This window comes from Paenibacillus sp. EB106-05-06-XG162 (assembly GCF_058791655.1).
Genome location: NZ_JBYTDT010000013.1, coordinates 1 through 17,248, shown reverse-complemented (window position 1 = coordinate 17,248; position 17,248 = coordinate 1). Strand labels below are relative to the sequence as shown.

General features: G+C 38.6%; 14 protein-coding genes. 7 read left to right on the top strand and 7 right to left on the bottom strand.

Features of this window, described 5'->3' with window-relative positions; genetic code table 11:
* Window positions 1–15: 15 nt before the first annotated feature.
* From AC3WU2_RS22600 to AC3WU2_RS22575, 6 genes are all read right to left on the bottom strand, one after another.
* Window positions 16–942, bottom strand: a complete 927-nt coding sequence (locus AC3WU2_RS22600; protein ID WP_492457252.1) for a hypothetical protein — start codon at window positions 940–942, stop codon at window positions 16–18.
* Entirely contained in the window at window positions 932–1,858 is a 927-nt protein-coding gene (locus AC3WU2_RS22595; RefSeq protein ID WP_492457251.1) for a S1 RNA-binding domain-containing protein, read from the bottom strand. The genes AC3WU2_RS22600 and AC3WU2_RS22595 overlap by 11 nt, the downstream gene beginning before the upstream one ends.
* Before the next feature lie 201 nt (window positions 1,859–2,059).
* A complete protein-coding gene (locus AC3WU2_RS22590) occupies window positions 2,060–2,671 on the bottom strand; it encodes a hypothetical protein (RefSeq protein WP_492457250.1) in 612 nt (203 codons plus the stop codon).
* Between the two features lie 332 nt (window positions 2,672–3,003).
* The gene (locus AC3WU2_RS22585; RefSeq protein WP_492457249.1) at window positions 3,004–3,408 is read right to left on the bottom strand and encodes an S-layer homology domain-containing protein; all 405 of its coding nucleotides are present in this window, start codon (window positions 3,406–3,408) and stop codon (window positions 3,004–3,006) included.
* Window positions 3,409–3,648: 240 nt separating this feature from the next.
* Window positions 3,649–6,228, bottom strand: coding sequence for a type IV secretory system conjugative DNA transfer family protein (locus AC3WU2_RS22580; protein ID WP_492457248.1), 2,580 nt, complete (start codon window positions 6,226–6,228; stop codon window positions 3,649–3,651).
* A 491-nt stretch (window positions 6,229–6,719) separates the two neighbouring features.
* On the bottom strand, window positions 6,720–8,237 hold the full coding sequence (locus AC3WU2_RS22575) for a replication-relaxation family protein (RefSeq protein WP_492457247.1): 1,518 nt from the start codon (window positions 8,235–8,237) through the stop codon (window positions 6,720–6,722).
* A 1,335-nt stretch (window positions 8,238–9,572) separates the two neighbouring features.
* On the opposite strand from AC3WU2_RS22575, the gene AC3WU2_RS22570 reads away from it, so the two are divergent.
* The 4 genes from AC3WU2_RS22570 (at window position 9,573) to AC3WU2_RS22555 (ending at window position 14,384) form a co-directional block, all read left to right on the top strand.
* Complete coding sequence (locus tag AC3WU2_RS22570) at window positions 9,573–9,977, top strand: hypothetical protein (protein ID WP_492457246.1); 405 nt, start codon at window positions 9,573–9,575, stop codon at window positions 9,975–9,977.
* Between the two features lie 15 nt (window positions 9,978–9,992).
* On the top strand, window positions 9,993–11,423 hold the full coding sequence (locus AC3WU2_RS22565; protein ID WP_492457245.1) for an FtsZ/tubulin family protein: 1,431 nt from the start codon (window positions 9,993–9,995) through the stop codon (window positions 11,421–11,423).
* Between the two features lie 776 nt (window positions 11,424–12,199).
* On the top strand, window positions 12,200–13,357 hold the full coding sequence (locus AC3WU2_RS22560) for a hypothetical protein (protein WP_492457244.1): 1,158 nt from the start codon (window positions 12,200–12,202) through the stop codon (window positions 13,355–13,357).
* Between the two features lie 739 nt (window positions 13,358–14,096).
* On the top strand, window positions 14,097–14,384 hold the full coding sequence (locus tag AC3WU2_RS22555; RefSeq protein ID WP_492457243.1) for a hypothetical protein: 288 nt from the start codon (window positions 14,097–14,099) through the stop codon (window positions 14,382–14,384).
* Window positions 14,385–14,506: 122 nt separating this feature from the next.
* Here the strand turns inward: AC3WU2_RS22555 and AC3WU2_RS22550 are convergent, their stop codons facing one another.
* Window positions 14,507–14,926: a hypothetical protein gene (locus tag AC3WU2_RS22550; protein WP_492457242.1), complete on the bottom strand. Its 420-nt coding sequence runs from the start codon at window positions 14,924–14,926 to the stop codon at window positions 14,507–14,509.
* Window positions 14,927–15,614: 688 nt separating this feature from the next.
* On the opposite strand from AC3WU2_RS22550, the gene AC3WU2_RS22545 reads away from it, so the two are divergent.
* From AC3WU2_RS22545 to AC3WU2_RS22535, 3 genes are all read left to right on the top strand, one after another.
* Window positions 15,615–15,917 carry a hypothetical protein gene (locus AC3WU2_RS22545; RefSeq protein ID WP_492457241.1) on the top strand — a complete coding sequence of 101 codons (303 nt, stop codon included), beginning with the start codon at window positions 15,615–15,617 and terminating at the stop codon, window positions 15,915–15,917.
* Window positions 15,918–16,122: 205 nt separating this feature from the next.
* A complete protein-coding gene (locus AC3WU2_RS22540; RefSeq protein WP_492457240.1) occupies window positions 16,123–16,437 on the top strand; it encodes a DUF5412 family protein in 315 nt (104 codons plus the stop codon).
* A 207-nt stretch (window positions 16,438–16,644) separates the two neighbouring features.
* Window positions 16,645–17,248: S-layer homology domain-containing protein (locus AC3WU2_RS22535; RefSeq protein ID WP_492457239.1), on the top strand; the 604-nt coding region annotated here is incomplete at its 3' end.

The following is a 17,248-nucleotide window of genomic DNA, read 5'->3' as shown; positions in this document are numbered from 1 at the left end:
CTGATAATCACATCATCATAAAATATTGAATGGAGTGATTGTTACTTCACCTGCTTGATCACCTTTTTGAACAAATCGAAAAGCTGTCGTAATATTCCCCATATGCTCATCTACGGCAAAAAGGATAGGGAAACGATCCGGCCAGTAATCCAATGATCCAACACATTCACGGATGACTTGCTCGGAACTGCAACTAAATACTACAATGGGCGGCATCGCAGTATCAAACTTGCATGGCAGCTTCTCGTATTTATCCAGGATTTCTTCATAAGATGCTAATCTGTTTTTCAAATTCCGAAGCGGGTGATGGCCCTGGTGTATTCGCTCCAAATACATTCCTATCGGCCCTATCGGCAGATTTAACTTAAGAAGTGCTATTGGGCGATTCTTGACATTTGGCGCCATATAAGGCTCATAACTCATATCTTCAAACACGTTTACTACCCCATGGTCGGATAAATTCAAGAGCATTTCATTGATCGCACAATGTCCTAGTAGCTGCCGCGTCCGTTTACTATTAAAAAACGGATTAATTAAGTCTTGCATCCCCATAACAAATCTCAAATAATTTTGCGCTGCGACACCAATAGTCCAAACGTACTCCCTCGCGTTGTACTCACTCTCTACATAAAATCCATCGAACCATGCGACACGCTGTAAAAAGCGTAAACGGGTTGAAATTTCATGTTCCTTGCTAAACCGATTTCTAAACATCCGGCGTAACTGACGTTCAGTCAATGCTTTATACTTACCAAGTGCGATCGCAATCGCCATATCGTTGTCATTGATCTGCCCCGTTTTTACACGAAACATTGTCATCTCCAAATTTGTATCGGGTCTTCCTTGCCATTTCAGCATGGTGATTTTTAAAGTTGGATCATCATAGGGTACTACACTTCCGTCAATAGATTTCCAAACCGGAAGTGAGTCATTAGTAGCCATAACTACTCATGGAATGAGAAATGGTTGGGTCGATTCGCGTAATACGCGCGCGCCCTTGACGCTTGGCCTTGTCCATATCCCGAATTTGAGCATGGACTTTTAAACCAGCTGGCAGTTGAGAACCATATTGACGGCGGAGACCTGTAGTTAAGAAACCAATAATAACGATTTTTTTAGGCAGCTCCAAGAAATATGCACCATGACCCTTTGCGAATCCAACTATTTTTGCTTCCGTAGTATCATTTTCACTGTAGTATTTCTCAATATCATTCCAAATTTCTTCTAGTTCCTGATTCATTACTGCTTTCCTGGACAAGCGGATTCGGTATTCGAAGTCTACATCTTGTACTTTTGCATTCACAGAAGATTCTACGCCTTCACCGCTATCATCTGTATCCTTGTTAGTTTTTTCGTCTATTTCAGAAATTGAAATGACCTTTGCTGAAATTTCCATTCCGACAGGAATAACTGCAGCTAAATTTGCTGTAAACTTTGTGTCCCACTCATTCGGTGGAATCAAGCATGGGAATCCTTGTACTTCAACAAAAATTAATCCATTTGAAGCAACGCCAGTCACAGTCCCCTTCACAATGTCCCCTTCTTCAACAGTGCGTAAAAAGCGTTTCGTAACCTTCGGGATAGCCTGAACACGACTAACGATAACCCGGCCATCTGATGTAATGTTCTTAACAATAAACGGTACCATGGTGCCAATAAAGCCCGTCAACTTATCAATGGATCTCTTCGTAAATTCTTCTTTACTGCAGTGACACTCGACGTCATTAAACATCACCACGATAACAACGTCTTTTTTACCACCTGGAAGCACCACTGGGCGGATCGTATCAACCTTCCCGATTTGTACGAAACCACGCGTAAGTGATTCCTGTAGAATTCCCATTACAGATTCATTCATTATTGTTCCTCCTTGGTGTTTGAAATAAAAAAAGACGCGAAACCTCTCAGTATAAACTGAGAGATCCGCGTCTTTCGCTTCATCTACATTTAATTACCTACAATATAGCATATGCATGATCTTTCGGTCAATGAAACCACACCCATAAAATGACTACTTTAAACGATTAAAATCATGGGTTTTCAATGGTACCCTCCCCCCTCAATTATCAATCCATTCATTGATTGTTTTCTTAATTTTGGTATTAGAAACCACTGATTTATCCAAAGCATGAGCTAAAACCATGGGCACAGTAATATGCTCCTCTGGACTCCGATAATCCAAGAATCGGCATAAGGATCTCAACTGCTCTCTCCTCTTTGTATCCATTTCACGTTGAATGTATTTGGCCAGTACCGGATACATAATATCTTTACGCTGTAGGGCCGTCTGAATTAATAACGCAGCAGCTGATTGAACAGAACAATCCAAAGCAAAACTTAGAGCTGAGAAGCGTTCATGTTCGAAATCATAAAATCGCATATAAAGCCTCTTTTTCTCACCTGCAGGCGGTTTATATGCCGGGCGGTTTCTATCTCCAAATAAGATATGGTTTTCACTATAAGCAAGATCACGCCTAAAGTACCCTTTCAAAGCATCTACCATCTTGAGTGAGCGGTATCCATCACGACATAATATTTCACCGACAGATTTTAGTGGCAAATCACATATATAACTGATCTGAGCTATTTGATCCATCATCCCCTGATCTAATGGTGCTGCAATGGCCCGCTTCTTATCACTCCTGATTTTTCTCGACCCGTTCTCTCCCATCTTATAATCCCCACCTTTTCGCTCATCGTTACTGAGCAACATTGTTAATGTGTTGCAGACTTATTTATATCTATGTCAGGGGAGGGGAGAGGTATGACTGTTTATAATCATGCCAATAATGAGTAGTAAAGGAGAGGATAATGATGAGTAAAATGACCAATGAAGCTGCTGATCAACTGGTGAAAGAAATACTAGGCACATCCAAAAAACTTGGGCTAAAGATCAGAAAGAAAACAAAAAAATAAATGGTGTCAAAGCCGTCGTATACATTATTGATTACAAAATGAAAAATAAGAGAACCGATATCACGCAGGAGTGATATCGGTTCTTTATTATTCTGCTTCGTTTTTCATAAGTTCCATTAACCGGAATATTAGCGCAGCTGACTCCGCGCGGGTTAGTTTGTTCCGTGGTCTAAATGTTACATCCTCATAACCGATCACTAAATTCATCGCAGATAAGAATGTAACATCATCTTGGGCCCATGAAGCAATATCGGTATGGTCCCCAAAGGAAACATGCTCCTGTGGATTCCCCTGCTTAAAAGTCCTCACTATATTAGCCAGTATCTTGGACGCTTGCTCCCGGGTTATTAATGCATTTGGCGCAAAAACCCCCTTGCCCATTCCATTCACTATTCCGTATTCTGCTGCCGTTGCAATGTCTTTAGCATACCAATCGTTTACTCTAACGTCCTTAAAAATTCCGCCACTGCTACCATTGCTTTGAAGACCCAATAATCGTATCATCATAGACGTAAATTAGACATAAAAAAAGACGCGAAAACGACTCTGTTAAAGAGTGTTTTCGCGTCTTTCGCTTATGAATTTTCAATTACAATAGATATTAGCATAGGTATGAAAATATGGTCAATCTAGTCCAAAATCAAACACACGACTATCTAATGAGTAAATAAATATAATACAAACTAACAAGAACTATTAGAATTAATATTACCCGCTTCTGTTTTTCGTTCATCATTTCCCCTTACTGCGATCTTCAAACAGCCTATTTAGAAACGCATTTGCTTTTTCGTTAATCGCAACTTTCTCAAATTCATTGATTTTTGCTTGACTGGTATGCTCTTGTTTCTTCACAGGTGTGTCATTAATAGTACCATTCTTTACATTTCCCTGAGTCATATCTCGTTCAGGGAGGATAGATTCCGGATGCTCTTTCTGAACAGCCTTTGTCACTGGAGTAGGATTGTATTCGTCAATATTCTGAGGTAGATCATAATTATATCCTTCAGATGGTTCTTCCGGAAGCGGGATCTCCTCATCTGGTAAAGGAATGCACTCTAAACGATCGATCATTACTTGCTCACTATCGGCTAAAAATTCGCTTATTTCAGCCTCAGTCAAAACCGGCACATCACTATTCTCTCCCACGACAATAAAACTCGTACTATTTGATGAATCGGGTATACTTGTTGCTGCAGATGCGTGTGGTTCTGAATTTGAACCATAAGCTTTCATTAATTGTGCGAACCCCATCATACCTTGAGAATTTGAAGAAGCGGGTTGTGCAGCCCCTAGTTGTGTAGCAGCATCATCTTCCATTTGATTTTCTACAGAAATTTTGAATGCTTTAGGGAAAGCAAGGCCACTCGCACGTGGTTTTGGCTTCTCTTGGACAACTTCTTGTTGAACGTCCTCATCGGTTTCCTTTACATTTGACTTTTCAAGAGCGTAGAAACTGTTTTGATTCAGTTTAACAGCATCCTCTCGCATTTGGGAAAGTTGATCTAATTGCTTTTCAATGGTTAATGCAAGTTCCTCCATTGATTGATCAGAATTTTCATCAATCCAATTCATATCAAAGCTTGAGGTTATTTCTAAGTCATTCTGCAACCACATGTCCATAAAATCATTAACTGCATTTGACTTCAACCCGCTCCGCCACTTCTCTTTTTTCCCAAAATCAACAAAATCCCCTTCTGCCTTTATGGCTCGAAGCGTGCTCTTATCCTTGACCATCCGTATATACGAGAACTTGAATTTGTTGAACATAATATCATCGGCACTTACCAATTCCATTTCTTTACGTGTTACGCTTTCAGCGATCGAATAACTAGGAGAGTTCATTCTAGACGGAGACATTGACTCACGTACAGTAAGCTCTTCAATCGTATGCGTTCCAAATATCGGGATCAATTTGTCACAATCATACTGTGCAACACCGCCATATACGATGTAATTCCGAATGGTGCCCATCATCCCGTCTACAAAGCTATCATCGAACTTAATAGAAAATTGTGAAAGCGACTGGCAGGCAACCAACGGTGCGATCTTATATTTACGACCTTGACCAGCAAGTTTGAGAAACGGACTATTCATGTAATCATAGAATTCATCGACATATAGGGATACAAGAGGACGCGTATCTTCGTTCCCTTTACGGCGGAAGACAGCGTTTTGGACACTCATCAAAACCATCTTACCAAATGAATTTGATACGTCACCTAAAAGACCATTATCTGTATTACAGAGGAGAATCCCTCCCTTAGCCATAATTCGGTCCAAATCTACTTCATTATCACCAATAAGTATTCGTGCTAAGTATGGGTTAGTAATTAGATCAGACAATAGGTTCCGTGTCTGCCTTGTAAATTCAGCCTGCTTATCAATGATCTTGACCTTTCCTTTATGAGGCCCCGAGTCAAAACGCATTAGCATTTGTGTTTGACGATCCCGCTCCTCACCTAGCCCGTCAGTATCAAACCATCGGACAGTTCGCTTCACAAGTGTCCAATAGATACGTTTATCCAGATGCATAGCAGCAATTTTTTCTTCATCCGGTACTTTATTGCGCACCTCATCTACCATGTCTTTTACAAAACGTGGATCTTGGTACATATTATCCAGATCCAACAAAGTACAATCGTCTTTATAATAGATTTTCAACAAATAGATGTATTGCTTTAATACTGTCCGACAAGCCTGACGAAAGAATTCATTACTTACTTCACTCATCCCATCCATAACCGCTGTGATGGTTTCAGCAACCTGCTCGATCGGACCCACCATACAATTAAAGCCAGGGGTGTTAGGGTTCGATGGGTCCAGATAGACGATAAACTCTTTGGGTATCCCATGTTCTAGTGCAATCTTAAAAGCTGTATCACACAAGTCCTTAGCAGGTTCAATGATAATTGATCCAATTAATAATTTTCCCCATTCCCTCATGAACTCTGGCGTCATATAACCATGCTTTCTAACTAAATGAGGATATAGATTTATCGATTTTTGCAAATGTTTCATATCCTGCTGAAAGGCCTTGCTGATCTTAAGAGACGTTTTACCGGAACCGGGCGGCCCTATCAATAACGTGCCAAGCTGCCTTGACTCACCCTGTAGCACTAATGGTGTCTTCAATTCAGCGTCGCGGGCTAGTAACAAGTCTGGCATAACTTCGGTACTCTGATCCCCAAAACGGCCAAGAAATCCTATCCGGAATTCGTAATTTTCAAAGGCTTCCCTTAATACTTCATCTTCCCGATACATACCGATTACTTTCGCACATACAAATACAATGTAAATCGTCGGGATTAACATGATGAACACACCTAACATCTTCAAAGATCCGATATTTAAGTGACTAATGTACTTCTCATCCGCGTTGTAATGAAGTCTCAGCAAAAGATCATACGAGATTGGTTTCATATACCCAACAGAAAATGTGTTTAAGATAAGAACGAATGTACCCAAACTAAAAATAATGCATATCATTCTTCGAAATACGGTTTTGTTACTCCACTTGACTCGTGTACTAAATAACCAGGCAGCTGTACAGGAAACAAATGAGTATACGAGAAACCACCATGAAGGTTGACTAGGCGGGGTGTAATACCACCCCATGGAAAACAGATAAGGAGTATGCCTATTCAATTCACCATACGACATATTCATCTGTCCGGTGAGTAACGCAAGTACTTGTCCCGCTCCACTAATACATAGAATGAATACATTAATAAATAACACAATGACTATGAGCTGTGGTCCCTTTTTCCAAAACCACGATTTGAGTTTATCATTCCACAAAGCATTCATAGAGCAATTTCCTCCAACGATCCGTCTTTACTCCGCCGGTTAATGGAGAATGAATAACCTACTGCCTTCCCTTGAACAATATCCTCATATGTCACATATTTTGCATCTAAAATTCCATTTAGCCATATCTCTTCTTCAAGTTCATTTCGAGATGGATAAAGTACGAGGATATTTAAATCCTCATGCGTACTCTTTTTCCAGTTCGAGAGTGCATGTACACGAGCAATCGGATTGACCCATGCTTTTCTTGCAATTAAAACACAATAAAATTCCCGGTTCCCGTCGCGTTGTACTGAAAACATGATATCTAATTTACAGGGCAATCCACCCTTATCGACGAGCTGCTTTAAATGATCTTCTTCAACAAATTGCACGTCTGATCCAAAACACTTTCGCAGACCGTTCCTCAAATCTTCAATGGAGACATAGGATTTCAAATCCATTGTCTTTATATAATCTGCTGATGTGGTCATTGCATTAAATTCATCGCCTTGAATCACTTGGAGCTCGTCGTTTTTCAAATTATCCAATATAGATTCTATTAGGGAACGCCGTACAGTTCTAATTCGAACTGCGTGATGTCTAGCATCCAATGGAATAACAGTTTCTCTGTCCTGCTCATCGTACCGTCCCATCGTTGTGAATACTGTAAGGTTCTTTGGTATCTGACTCATCACATTAACAATGTTTATCCACTTTCTTTTTAAAGCATCAACTGTAGCGGTTTTCGCATCGCATTCTAAATTTATTAATGGGATGAAATGTTCAGAGCAGATTTGTGTATCAATCTCATCACGAGACTTTAATGGAATATGGAGCGGGTTTTCTTTGTAATCCCTTTTCTGCTGGATATACGAAAAATAATGAGTAGGTTCGAATATCAACCAATCAGGCCGATATGCAACCCTTCCATCTACTTCTAAAAAGGGCCATCTTCGCCACTCAGAATGTGGGAAGATTATTCCTTCACTTAAACACTGCTGGATAAGGTGTGTTAGGAACTCTTGCATTTCATAATGATGGTTCGCCTGAGACCGAACAACCAAATCAGAATACAAGTAATGCATTTTAGGAAGTGTCGGCTCATCCTTATGATAGTAAACATCTAATATTTCATTCGCTACAATCATGAGACCTAACGAGGATAAATGGTAATGCAGTTGAACAGCATCACCAAAATTACTTGAGAGATGATTTATCCTTTCACGGTGGACAACCCCTCTTTCATGCATCCTTGATAATATATTGCGTAATGTCCCGAGCGAACAATCAGGAACAGCAATACGTTTTAGCTGACTTGATGTAAGCCGCCGGTGAACATAGAGCGCCATCATGATTTTCACATAATTTTCGTTTCTCAAAGTGAGAGAAATGATTTTATGAATATTCAGTTTTGTTTTCTTCTGAATGGGTTCATCAAAAACCTCTACATCTTCATCTTGGTCCCAAGAGTCAGATTCACTACCAATTTGATCTTCATCTTCATCAAGTAAACGATTTACTTGGTCCAACATAATACACCTCCAACGAAAAAAAGACGCAAGAAAACCCAAAGGGTCTTCAGCGTCTTTCGCCTAATATTTAAGTAATTGAAATAAGTTTAGCACACAATAATGAGAACGTGTAGTGTTATCTGATCAGGTCAAATATACAGTATGGAAAAATTAGAATCCTATTCACCAATTCAAGATGAGCAATATTCTGAGATCAAATTATTAGTTTTGAAGTCTAGTTACCTTCGCTTCTCGAAGTGAAATATTATGAGAAGGCGATTTATAGTTAATTATTGTTTTATATGTTTGAGAATAACGCCTACTATCGCAGACCCCATCCACATCTTATCTTATGAAATCGATAGCGATGATCTATTGTTTTTTATAGTATATATCCTATGAGTTTTGAGTGTGATATCGACACATCGATCCGAATAATACAAATCACTAAATAAATTCATTGTTATATATATATATTAATCATCAAATTTTCCTTTTAAAAACACCTCTAATAAGAATTAAGCATCACTAATTGAGTATTAATTGCCTTACACGTCGCCTCAATTAAATACGAAGATTAAACATTCATTGTTTATCATTCGCATAACCTCTAAGCAACCGCAGCCCGTTGTATGTCACAGTCCAATGCCATTGCCAAATGACTAGGCGATATTTGGGCCTTAGCTTCGTTCCTCTGAGACTCATCAAGTTAAATAGGTGTTTATGGATTCCAGAACCAGGGAGCTGCTCCGTGAGATATCAGTGGATTTTCCAGCTAAATAGCCCCCTACCATCGAAATGCTAATGCGCAAACATAAAAATGCTCGACCGATAACCGATTAGGCGAGCAATTGCTGAAAAAGTCCATTCCACACGTAACACCGGAGCCGGGATCAACGATATCCGAATCAAAAGAAACCTTTAATAGTAACCTTATATAGTAACCATTTAATATTGATGGTAAAATTATATATTAAGTATTGATCAAAAAGCTTATTATTAAAGCGTTTTTTTCGGTTACTAATATAGTTACTAAATCATGTAACTAAAAATAATGTTATAGTCTTTCCCTACCTCAAAAACTAAGTAAAGTCAAAAAAATGACAGAAATTTGTGTGCAAGGGTGAATATTAAGTAATAATTCTCGAGTACGACTAGATTAATTTGGACAATTCCAATAATAGAAGCTATATTAAGATACCATTATAGTTACTATTATAAACCCCTTTATTATCGGGGCTTCTTCCTAAGTTGATAAATGATTTGATATCATGTAAAATAATACATACCAAATCAAGTTACTTAATATAGAAACTAATAAAGGAAACGATATTCTATAAAGAAAGGAGACAAATTTTGAATCAACAACTCGAGCAAATCTATAGGGATGTTTCATTTACTCCAGAACTCACACGAATGTTTACAGATATTATTGAAAGTGAACCGAACCTTAAGAAAGTGTTAGTTTCTATCGCCAAATATAATCGTGAGAATAGAGACAATGAAGTTCATGGCGGAATAACAGTAGTTATTTTAGAAAACCTTATTGTCATTGATCGCAAGGTAAAAGTTAAGTCAGGATTTCAACCGACCAAGACAACAATCAACCGAAAACATGCAGAACGACTTGTAGACAACTTACTGAAAATGAGTCTGTGCTATAAGGTATCTATTGGGACAACAAACCTTATCTACCTCACTGAGCGTGGGCATGAGGTTTTAAAAGAACTCGCTTTAAGAAATCAAAAAAACAATTCATAAAAGGAGTGTTATTCCATGAGCTATTTACATAACAAACCATCGATCGATATCACCATGGTTGGATTCGGACAAGCAGGTACTCGGATTGTAGACCGGCTTGCTTCTTTCAAAGATCTAGATAACCAACCAATCTACAATACACTTGCGCTAAATAGTAATGATGGGGATTTAGAAGAACTTTCACACGTTCCTAAAGAAAACCGTATATCACTTAAACTAGGTGGTTTAGGAAAGAACCCTATCAAAGCAATGTCAATCCTAGAAGAAGATCAAAGCGCTAAGACAACATTACAAGACTTTATTTGCAATAAAGTAAGGCCTACTGATGAACTTGTAATTTTCTTTGCTGGCCTAGGCGGCGGTACTGGAACTTCAACAATCGTTAAAGCAATGGAAGAATTCCATCAATACTTCAACATGAGACTCGTGAAAGAAGAAACTCAAAAAATTCTTGCACAAGTAGGACCGCAAGAATTTAAAGATAATCAAAAGAAATACGTGAACGAGGCATTCCGTAAAGTTCAACCAAAGTTTAAAAAGATTGGTATTGTTGCTACGATACCGGTTCGGAGTGACGGTCCAGACGTGTTAAGACAGGTAAACGAATTTGCTATTCGAATCCGCAAAGCTTCAATGGATCCAACGAAGAGCATTGCCTTCACATGGTTTCCTGATAATCAAGCATTCTATGATGCATTCGTTGAGAATCGTAGTATGTTAAAAGAGAAGACTTATAGAGACTACGCTAATAAAGAGATTGCTGATGCAATTCATGAATTAAACACTGCAACAAATGGCAGCGGAACCTCAGTAATCTTCGACTCAAAAGATTTCAGACGAGTAATGTTGGAACATCAGGGTAACCTTTGTATTAATAGTATCGAAATCCCGCGCCAAGAGATTACCAACTCTACGGATCTAGTGAGATTATTCATGAAATCCATGAATACAAATCGCTTTCACGCACCAATAGCATTCCAAGAAACTAATGAGTTAGGAACTTTAGAACAAAAAAAAGTGCATCATGTCGGTCTTCTAGCCATTATCCCGCCAGAATTAAAAGAACTTGGTAGTTCGTTCCTAGATGATGCAAAAAATGAAATAGCCAATCAAATCCCAATCAATGGAACCATCTTTAACGGATACCTGATTGAAAGAAACAATTTCAAAGTCACTGTCTATACGATCTATAAAACAGAAGCCCTCCCTTCTCGGCTTTCTAATGGCTTATTAAAAGAATATGATGAATTCATGAGCAAACAAAAGGAAATCAAATATGCTGTAGAAGAAATTAAAGAGATAGCAGCGACTAGCGAGGATGAATTTGATATTGATATTTCTCTTGAGGATCTTGGTATTGAGATCGAAATTCCAGATACTAATGAAAAATCAGATGATGATATTATTGATCTCGAAAACATCAATTACGACGAACTTCTAAAATAAAATTTATAAAACCCCATCATGCATGGGGTTTTTGTTATACTTCACGCCGAGATTAATTCTTTACTTTCGATGCCTTAGCGCGCATCTGGCCATTACTTTTACTCAGTCCCTCGATCTGCACGCGGTCTTCCTGTAGAACATCAAACGCACTATAACTTTAACCAGCTATCGAAGCGCAGCAACCGATGTATTCGCACCAGACAGCGAGCTCGGGGCTAAAATAACCTTAAAGCTTACCATATACCCCGGCGCACCCGTTAGATTTTGATCTTGCTAAAAATCAAAATAACTGATTCCCCTTACCTAGGCAACCGATTTCCACTCAACATTAACCCATTTCATTTAATCCCACCAACTTAAAAACGACCTGCCGATACACCACTACTAGTCAACTCGAATCAATTACAAGCTGCAGGAACCCACTCCTTGGCCTCGAAACCACCCTATTAATCTAGTTTAAGACTTTAATTGACCCTTATAGATGCAAATCAATTAAAGCCTATTAGCACTCTTATTGCCCTATTACTAAATTAATCAGAATTAGCGCATTAATTTACCCTATTAGCTCTTTTATAGACTTTAATAGCCCTATAATAGCCCTATTATTAATATATATAAGGTTCATTTAATTATACTTAATCATTACTAATATTTATTACTCACAGTTAATATACATTGATTTCTATAATAGAAACTCATAGATTTTACTTGATAAACCCCAATAAGATTGATTAATATAGATAATAGGGGAAATAGAGGGTAAGGTAGGTGATACAATGGAAAGAATTGATATTTTGGGGCCTGATGATATACGGCGAAGAGAGGAAATGAAAGAAGCGCTGATAACAATTTTCGATGGAAACTCAATCTTATATGATTTATATAAGAATCGAAACTGGCTCGATAAACTCTTTACACCAAATATTCTAGATATGGAGCAGGGTGCTTTGTATTCTGTTGCTCAAGCTGCGGACATAATTGAGGTACCACATTACAATATTAGAAACAAACGAAAAGATTTTGTTGATTATTTGCAGCCTACAATAATGGGCGAGAAACATTTATATGATTACATTGGGGTTTTTAAGTTAAAAATGATCGATGGCTTAACTGGACAAGGTGGGGATTTCAACTTATCTGATATTAAGTCACTCCTTCACGATGGTATGGTTCCAAAAAAAAGGCCACAAGAACAAGCATTGTCCGGTGATCTTATGCGGGATCTATTTTCTAGATTAGAAGCGCGTATGCGCCAATTTGAAGCGGATATTGATATACGAATTAACAGCAAAATTGAAGCAGCAACAGAAAAACTTATTGAAAACCAGCAACTAGCACTACCACAAGCTGAAATTAAAGAAGAGTTAACCAAAGAGATTGCTGAAGTTATCGAGCAGAAATTGAGTTCACAATTTCATGAACAGATATCACTGCTTCAAGAAGAAATAAACCAAACTAATGCAGCATTGCAAATTGATGAACTTCGAGAAGACATGCAAAATAAAGATACAGAAACAAAGAATCTTATTAACACACTCAACGAAACACAACAAATCATTGAGGATGAAAGAACCTCAATTCAAATCAAGGAAAAAGCATTTGCAGCGATCCTTGAAGCAAAATTAAATCACCCAACACTTGCCTACTTGATTAACGGATACGAAAGACACTGCGGGGAATTAATCAAACTAGAAAAAAAGAAGATACGTGAAGAAGAACTCATGAAAATTAAATCCCAAGCATTAGAATTATTCCGTAAAGCAAATGAAGAGAATGTTACAGAGGAAGATAGAGAAAAATGCATTAATGAGCTAAAAACTCTTTCAGAACGAGATCCTTCTATTGAGAATGAGATAAGCATGTATATTATCTCAACATTGTCATTAAAAAGATCTGGTAGAGAGAAGAGAAAGAAGTTCTTAGGTATTTTTTAAAAGAGAGCGCACCGCTCTCTTTTTTTATGATCAAATTAAGGAAGAACTCGTGCAAGACCACGATAGAAATTCCAAATAACATGTTGAAGATCTGTAGCACCAGCCAATCGATCCGCGCCCATAATTTAAACATTCAGGGATGCCCCGATCGAGGAGAAGAGGTTGCCGACAACCGCACAATAGCAGTGTCGTTAGTTCCCAGCAATCGATAGAGGACTAGAGACTCTTTTAGTCCAAATGAGCTGTTAGATGCTCACTCTAGAGATGAGAGAGCAACGCAGAGATCTTGGAAGTTCAAATGTACCGCCGTAGCATTCATGCGACCACGCCGAACACGGCGCTCCCGGAAGAACAACCAGGAGTGCAGGAGCTGCAGCTTCGCCGCGCAGTTGGCCGCCGACGCTAGCGTGCCAATCGCGTCAAACCGGCTTCCGAAAGAACAACCAGGAGTGGGGGAGTTCCAGCTTCGTCGCGCAGTCTTATTTTCCCAGTCTAATGATTTTTTTTCAGTCTAACACTTTATTTTCCCTGAACATGAGGACTGATATTTTTATCTACGCCAGGATGCGTTTGAACGATCGTTTTAGCAATGCATTTGACGTGTGCTGCTGCCCAGATGGAAAACCGAGGAGAAGGGAAGGCGTGGATTTATCCGTTAATACGAACAGCAATCAAATTAGCACTGTGCGTCTGAAGCGCTAAGGCCCTAGAACGAGTGAATGAGACCGAAATAGCGACGATGATGGCTAAACACTCAGATGAGTTAGAAAGGGCTGCAGAAAGAGCAGAGATCGCTCAGGAGAGGGCAGTTCTTGCTGTTCGCCGGGAACTTGAAGAACAATATATTATGGAGCACGCAGAGATAACGAAGCAAATACAAGCAGCAGAGAGCGAGAACAGCGCCGAGATCCGGAAACTATATGCAGAAATAGACAATCTTCATCAACAGCTTGCAACTACACAGATAGCTAAGACTACTTCAAAGATTAACGTTAAAGCACGAGAGGAAGAAGGACACAAACCGTAAGTACCCCATAAGCAAAACTGATTCTCAATTCTATGATCGTAGAAGGATAAGAAAAAGGGGCTGCTTTGAATTTGGAAGCAGACCCTTCTTTAATATTTACCCATCTAACAACAAGCTTGACGTTATGCTCTATTTGATACTTGGTCCAATACTGCTTTCCAAAGCACGCTGACCAGTTCTTCATTTTCATCACCAACAAACGGTTTTTCCGTTACAACAAACCATGAATTTCTAAGTGATTGAATTTGAACGTTTCCCTCGACTTCTAAAAAATCAATTAGGTCAGGAATATTGAATATCGGGAGACAATTCTCATATCGAACAGATTCAAGTATTCCTTCTTTATTTTGATAATAAATGTAATAGCCATCTTTATTATCTTTCATGCGATAACTATCTGTACAAAAAGAATGAACTTCCTCAGAACCCCGAACAACAAATAAATCACCTATGTCTGGATTCCACCAGAGTGATTCAAAAGCTTTAATATCTGGTATTTGATTAGCTTCTTCAACTGTAATATGTCGTCTTATGCGTCTCATGATAATCCCTCCGTAACTCAACCAATTCGACAGTTTGCTTAATTTCCCTGCAAAGAGTTAGATTCTAATAGAGTTGTATAAGAGACAAGCAAGGCGCATGAAACCCAAATGGTTGACCCCGTCGTTCTGTCAGGCTCATCAGCGTCCGTAGACCGCTTAGCTGACTTTGTCTCGTTACCTTCCGCAGTATGCTACAGTATTACGCACGATTGCTGCCGCAGCCACCAAAGGCGATCGAGACGCGGATGCAGGTCGGCGGTGCTCAGGGAATGAGATAAAGTTCTTGTCAGACAGAGTGGTGGTGGATGTCGTGGGAGGAAGGAGGTGTCGGGTGACAAAAACGTAGTAAATTAGTAGCCGCTGATTATGTGGCGAACTTTGTTACATTCCCGATATGATCTCATCGGCAGAAGGCATTGAATAGATGCCATTGTTGTTAAACTAACGGGCTGTTTACTGCAGAAAACCTTCGCCTTGGCTGGATATCTTATGCTATATTTGGAACAATTGAGGCTGTACATGCCAAGAGTAAAAAAAATTTGGCTCATTTTGATAAGTATTTTGTTTTTTCTTTTAACGATTATATTCGCTCCTTTTTTGTTTGTTGAAGTAAGGGAGTTTAGTGATCTTTTCTTTTGTTTTGATCGTCCAATATAGTGACAAAAATCAAGATAGATGGGATGGAAACATGCGTAGAAAATTGAAATTGATGTTTATTCTGCCGAGTATTCAACTTGTTCTGACTACTGTAGCAGTAATTATAGACCAAGGTGTTAATCATGGTCTTGGTGAGGGAGAAAATCAAGTATTAGCTAATCTTGTAAGCAACATTGAGTTTTCAATTAAACTTTTACTTGGGTATGATGATATAGTGAATTACAATTTCAGGCTAATAACAGTTCTATTGGCTACTGGATTTTGGTATTTAACAGGTCTATCGAGTGATAAATTGATGGGAAGAGTGAGAAATCACAAAAGGACATTTAACTAAGGCTGTCTTTTCCCCGCTAACGGGAGGTTAATTAAACAAATAACGGAGGTAATATGAATAGTCTTGTTTAACTGTGTTTGGTCTCATAATTCTTCCCTTGACTGGTTTATTTTTTCTCATCTATTGTGTCAAATTGTTTGTTTTTTTAATAAAAAGGAAAGAGTTTCCCAAAAAACTCCTAACTGTTTCTCTGACAGGAATTATTGTGGTTTTAGCACTATTTCTATATACGCAGTACTTTTTTACATTTGATAACCTTGAGGGTGAATTTTACAAAGGACCTGCGAGTTCTCCCAATGAAAAATATACAGCTAATGCTTACTATATGAACTATGGTGGTGCTGCGGGCGGTGTCGATGTATGGGTAGAAATCACTTACAATGATGAGAATGATAAAATTAAGACTGTTTATTATAGTGATGCAAAAAGTAACTTTTCTATGGAGTGGAAGGATGAGGATACTCTAAAAATCGTAAATGAAGAACCAGAGTATCCAAATTCAAAAGAAGTGTTGAATTGAAGATTGGTAAAGAGATTTATCACGAAAGTGGTTTGGCTTGTCAAAGTTTGTTGATGAAGGATCAGTATGAAACTTGCTATCAAAATTAATGTTGATCGCTCCGTCTGCAGATCCGTAAGAAACATTTAGCAGTGCTAAAGAGGCTGCTGCTAATGGCTACCATCCTTTATCGTGCCTAAATTAGATTAATGAAAAGGTGATGAAATAATGAAAAAAGCGATCACTCTAGGATTAGTTGCTATGTGTCTTTTTACTAGCACATTTCAATACAATAAGGTGTTTGCTTCTGGCTCACAGAAAAATGAAGTGCAAGTTTCTAATGTAACAGAGAAAAATTTAGACACGCTTGATACAGTAGAGACAACTGTGAATAATGCATACGTAAAGTTTAAGGACATTGCTGGAAGCTGGGCCGAATCTACAATTAATCAGGCGGTATCGTTGGGGTTAGTGAAGGGGTACTCAGATGGTGGATATCATCCAAAAGACAATGTTACTCGTGCTGAATTTGCAACTATGCTTTATCGTGCAACAAGTCAAGACAAGAAAACGAACTCATCAATTTATTTTCCGGATATGTCATCTAATTGGGCAATGAATGAGGTCAACACGCTTGTTGATCTGGGATTTATTAATCCAGCAGATTATAAGAAAGGATTTGAACCTAATACTCAAATGACTAGGGCGGAAATGGTTAAGTGGATGACAAGTGGTCTTACTCACGCAAATACTGATTTTTCCACCGCCTTGAAAGATACTGCAAATACAGTCATTCCAGTCACGGAATTTTACAAAGGCGGAATACCTGCTG